We start from the raw sequence: 4,979 nt of genomic DNA, 5'->3' as shown, positions 1-4,979 counted from the left end.
CCCTCAGCCTCCGCGAACGCGGGTCATTTCATCGATCCCGGCATTCCGGAAGTGCAGCAACACATTCTGAACGTGGTGGGCGACCTCATCAGCGGCTATCCAGAATTGGATGGCCTGCATCTGGATTATATCCGCTATCCCAATTCCAGCCTGGGACACCATCCCATTTCCACCAGCAGGTTCAACAGCGCCAAGGAAACCAACCCCCTGCAATGGAACCAGTGGCGCATCCTGCAGGTCACTTCCCTGCTGGAAAAAATCCGGGAACTCACCCGCCAAATCAATCCAAATCTGGCGCTCAGCGCGGCTGTGATGCCCGACCCAAAATCTGCCGCAACCTGGTATGCGCAGGATTGGCAGGATTGGCTGCAGCGCGATTTGGTGGATTTTGTTTGCCCCATGAACTACGCCACCGGCATGAACAAATTTCGGGAAAATTCCAGCGCCACGGAAGCGGTTGGCATGAACCACCGCGTCTGGATGGGACTGCGTGCCTACAACGAAAATGGCTCCTCGCTTGCCGTGAAACCAAACTCCAAAAACTTCAATATCCTGGATGTGGCGGAAAGGGTGGAAGACAGTCGGGCTCGAAACTTTGCCGGCATCGCGCTTTTTTCCTATGACGACCTCATCAAAGATGGCGCCCTCGCCCAGCTTTGCGGCTCAATCTACGCGCCGCCGGATTTAGTGGTTCAACTGCCCGATTTCAACCTTAAAGAGGAAGAAATCAATTTCGCCGCCGACGTCAGCATCTGGGCTCAGGGAAAGCTGTATTCCCTGAAAACCTTGGTGCCTTTTGAAGGACTCTGGACTCTTCAAATACGCGATTTGGAAGAACAAGTCTTCTATCAGCGCAAACATTTTTATCTAAAAGGGCAAAACCAGGAATATTGGGATGGCGTTTTGCGGGATGGAAGTTTAATCACACCAGGGGATTACCTCATCGGGTTTTTCCGCGATGAAGACAGCTTTGAATATCAAATCCCAGTTTCATTTGCCGATTTGGAGCCATGACCCAGGATCGCAGTAAACAAGCCGGAATGCTCACCTCGGTGGAGTTCATCCGCTTTGGCTTTAAATCCCTGGCAGGCATTGTTTTAGCAAGGCTGCTCCTGCCTGCCGAATTCGGTTCCTGGCGCCAGCTTTTCCTGATTTACAACACTTTTTCCACACTCCTGCTGCTGGGAATTCCGCAAAGCCTGCTCTATTTTTTGCCGAGATTAAAGCATCAGGATTCCAAAAACGAATTCATCACCCGCGCCGTGAACCTTGTGACCCTGCTGGCTTTCATCTTTGGTCTTGCCATCTTTTTACTGCGTGGCTTCATCGCCAAAACCTTCCACAATCCCCAGCTTTCGCAGCTTTTAATACTTTTCGCGGTCTATCCGCTTTTCATGTTTGTCACCCAGATTTACAGCCAGATTATGCTGGGCTTGAAGCAGCCCGCTAAAACCGCCGCCTTCACGGTATTCAGCGTGGTGGCGGATTTCTTTCTCATTCTTGTCGTTGCCCTCATCAGCAAAAACCTTTATCACATCGTTTTGGGCATGATGATTTCCGCCCTCCTGCAATGGGGCTACGCTCGTTTTAAACTGGCAAAATATAGAACCCGCGTCACTTTCGACCCCGATTTCCACCGCGAAGTATTCCAATATTCCCTGCCTCTGGGCCTGGCATCCATCCTCGGAATGCTCTCTGTGCAACTGGATAAAATGGTGATTTCCGGCTTTTTCAGTCCCGCCCAATACGCCGTGTTTTCCATTGGCGCGATGGAACTGCCCTTCATCTCGATTTTGAATAATTCCGTGAACGCCATCCTGCTGCCCCACATCAGCTCCAATCCGGCAAAAATGAACGAAACCTACCGCGCCGCGGTGCGCAAAAACGCCCTGCTCATCTTCCCCATCACCGCGCTGGGCTTGATTTTCGCGCGTCCGCTCATCAGCCTGCTCTACACCCAAAACTATCTGGCTTCCGTGCCATTTTTCCAAGTTTATCTTGCCATCCTGCCCCTGCGCGTCGCCACCTACGGCATCCTCTTTATGGCGCTCAAAAAAACACGCTATATCCTTTGGAATTCTCTATTTACACTGGGGCTGAACCTGGTTTTGAACCTCATTTTGGTGCAGGTTATCGGCATGATGGGCGCCGCGCTGGCAACCGTGCTTGTAACCTGGCTTTCCACAGTGCTTTATCTGTTTTGGATACAAAATAAACTGGAACTCAAACTCGGAGAACTTTTCCCCTTCCCTGCCCTGATTAAAACCGCTCTGGCAGCGGCTTTGGCGGGTCTGGCGGCTTTGGCGCCGCTGATTATTTTTGGACAGGCATGGATTGTCCAACTGCTTGCCATCGCCGTTTTCCTGCTGGCTTATTTTTGGCTGGGGAAAGCGCTGGGCGCGATTTTGCCTTACGATATCGATTGGGCTAAATCTCTGGTATCCGGAGCCTTAAAGAAGCTTGGTCTGTTTGGAAAAAACGATGCGCAAGCCTGATATTCTGTATATTTCATTTTATTTCCCGCCTCTGGGAGGTGTGGCTTCCATCCGCGGGCTTAAAAACGTGAAATACCTTTCCGAGCTGGGACACCAGGTGGATGTTTTGACCGTGCGTCCCAGATGGATGCGCCATCCCAGGGATTTTGCCCTGCTGGATGAATTACCCGCATTTGTACGGGTTTGGCGCGCCTTTTACCCTGACGCGAATTGGCTTTTTAAGCTGCTCTGGGGCTTGAAACTGGGAAAGCTGGTGGATTTTTTGAACCAGAGACTTTTCAGACCCGGTCCGGAAGCGCTGTGGCTGCCATTCGCGAAGCTGAAATTGAGACGCATCCTGAGGCAAAACCCGGCTCTCAAAATCGCCGTGATTAGCTCCGGGCCGCCTGCGGCACTGTTTTTGGGGCTTTGGCTCAAGGCAAAATATCAAATGCCTTTCATCTGCGATTTTCGCGATGAATGGACCAACAACCCCGAACGTGTGAACATCGATTTTCCCGCCAAAACCCAAAACCGGGACAAAGCCGATGAATCCCGCGTTCTCTCTGCCTGCGCGGGGGTTTCCTACCTCAACGTTTTGATGCGTGATAACTTTTTCCGCCACTACCCATTTTTGAGCCAAAAACCCTCCGCCATCATTCCCAACGGCTTTGATGACAGCGATTTCGAGGCTTTGCCCACCGCCTCCAGCCGCGAGGTTTTCCGCCTCGTTTACAGCGGCAGTTTTTATGACCGCCGCCAACCAGACCCGCTCTGGAAGGAGCTTTTGGCGTCCATTCACGAAAACAAGATTGACCCCGCCAAATTCCGCGTGGATATCATCGGTAAAAACAGCCCCGCTTTTGTGTTGGGGAAATATCAGCATGACCCCATCTTAAAGCAGATTGTATACTTCCATCCCTTTGCGCCATATAAAGATAGCCTGGCGAAGTTAATGCAGGCAAGCGCGCTTTTACTCTACATCCCTTCCGGAGAAAACACCGAATCCGTGCTCACGGGCAAGATTTTCGACTATCTGCGCTCCGAAAAACCGGTTTTGGCAATCGTTCCACCCCAGGGTTTGGCAGCGAATTTGCTCACCGAAGCGGAAACCGGGCTGATTGCGGACTACACCGATTCCGCCGGCATTGCCGCGAACCTGAACAAGCTCTACCAGATGTGGGAAACGGGGAAACTTGCTGAAATACAGGCAGATACCGAATTTATCCAACAATTTTCCCGCCAAAAACTCGCTCTGCGCATGTCGAAGCTGATTGAGGAGGTGCTGCGATGAAAGAAAAAGCCCTGCTGGTTTTGCCCACCCATTCCAGTTTCATGAGTGTGGATGAAAGAATTTTGGGCGAACTCTTTGAATTGAAAACCGTTTATCTGGGGCAGGACATCTCCAAAAAAGCCTATTTGCGCAACATCCTGAAAACCATTTTTAGCCTGGGTTCCACAAGAAAATTCAGCCGCGTTTTCATCTGGTTCGCGGATTACCACGCGGCACCTATCTCGTTGCTTGCCAAAGCTTTGGACATAAAAACCTACATCTTTATCGGCGGCTATGATGCCGTGAAATATCCCGAACTGAAAATGGGGGTTTACTGCTCTTTTTGGCGTGGACTTTCAGCCCGCGTTGCGCTTAAAAACAGCAAGCTGATTATCGCCAACCATAAGGCGCTGCTTTCCTCCTCAAACACATATTACAAGGCTTCCGGCCATCCTGAAGGAATTTATCGGCTCATCCCGGCGCTGGGCAGACCTGCCGCGGTGGTCTTTAACGCGGTTGATACTGTTGATACACCAGACTTTAGCGCTCCGCGTTCGCCCCAAATCCTGACCGTTGGCACCACACCCCGCCTCCAGGATTTTTACAACAAGGGTTTCGACCTTTTGAGTGAAGTGGCAAAACGCCGTCCAGACCTGAATTTCGTGTTCGTTGGCATCCAAAAACGCTGGCAGGAAGCCCTGGAACCCAAATACGGCTTTAACAGCCTGCCAAATGTCAAGATACACGAATATCTGTCCCGCGCAAAGCTTTTGGAATTGATGTCTCAAGGCGCCGTTTACGCTCAGCCTTCCATCAGCGAAGGCATGCCCAACGCCCTCATGGAAGCAATGCTGATGGGCTGTTTTCCCGTGGGTTCAAAGGTTGCCGGCATCCCCACCGTGATTGAAAAACAGGGCATCATCATCCCCCATCGCGATGCCAAACTTCTGGAAAAAGCGCTGGATGAAGCGCTGGCAGCCAATCCCAATCGTCAAGCCATCTCCCAAAGCATTGTGGAAAGATTTTCCCTTCAAAACCGAAAAACCGCCCTGCAAAAACTCCTTTTCCCTTCTCAAGACCCAAAAACCCACCGAGATTAAACCCTCCTGCCCCGCTCTTTATTCCAGCCCCAGAGTAACTTAACATCAACTCGTGGGTATCCCGATTCTTTATCGGGATGCTCCCGGGGCATGTTCGAATAACACATGAGCCAGAATAAAGAGCCAAGCCAT

General features: G+C 51.2%; 4 protein-coding genes. All 4 read left to right on the top strand.

Translation table 11 applies throughout. The features are described from left to right. Positions 1-1,014 (top strand): family 10 glycosylhydrolase (locus GX135_01710; GenBank protein ID NLN84803.1); only part of this gene is annotated, 1,014 nt, incomplete at its 5' end. Beyond that, complete coding sequence (locus GX135_01705; GenBank protein NLN84802.1) at positions 1,011-2,495, top strand: oligosaccharide flippase family protein; 1,485 nt, start codon at positions 1,011-1,013, stop codon at positions 2,493-2,495. The genes GX135_01710 and GX135_01705, both read left to right, overlap by 4 nt. After that, positions 2,482-3,768: a glycosyltransferase family 4 protein gene (locus GX135_01700; GenBank protein NLN84801.1), complete on the top strand. Its 1,287-nt coding sequence runs from the start codon at positions 2,482-2,484 to the stop codon at positions 3,766-3,768. Before GX135_01705 ends, GX135_01700 begins: the two co-directional genes overlap by 14 nt. Further along, the gene (locus GX135_01695; protein NLN84800.1) at positions 3,765-4,847 is read left to right on the top strand and encodes a glycosyltransferase family 4 protein; all 1,083 of its coding nucleotides are present in this window, start codon (positions 3,765-3,767) and stop codon (positions 4,845-4,847) included. The genes GX135_01700 and GX135_01695 overlap by 4 nt, the downstream gene beginning before the upstream one ends. Positions 4,848-4,979 lie beyond the last annotated feature (132 nt).

It is taken from the genome of Candidatus Cloacimonadota bacterium (assembly GCA_012522635.1).
Classification (GTDB): domain Bacteria; phylum Cloacimonadota; class Cloacimonadia; order Cloacimonadales; family Cloacimonadaceae; genus Syntrophosphaera.
This window is presented reverse-complemented; position numbering and strand designations above follow the sequence as displayed.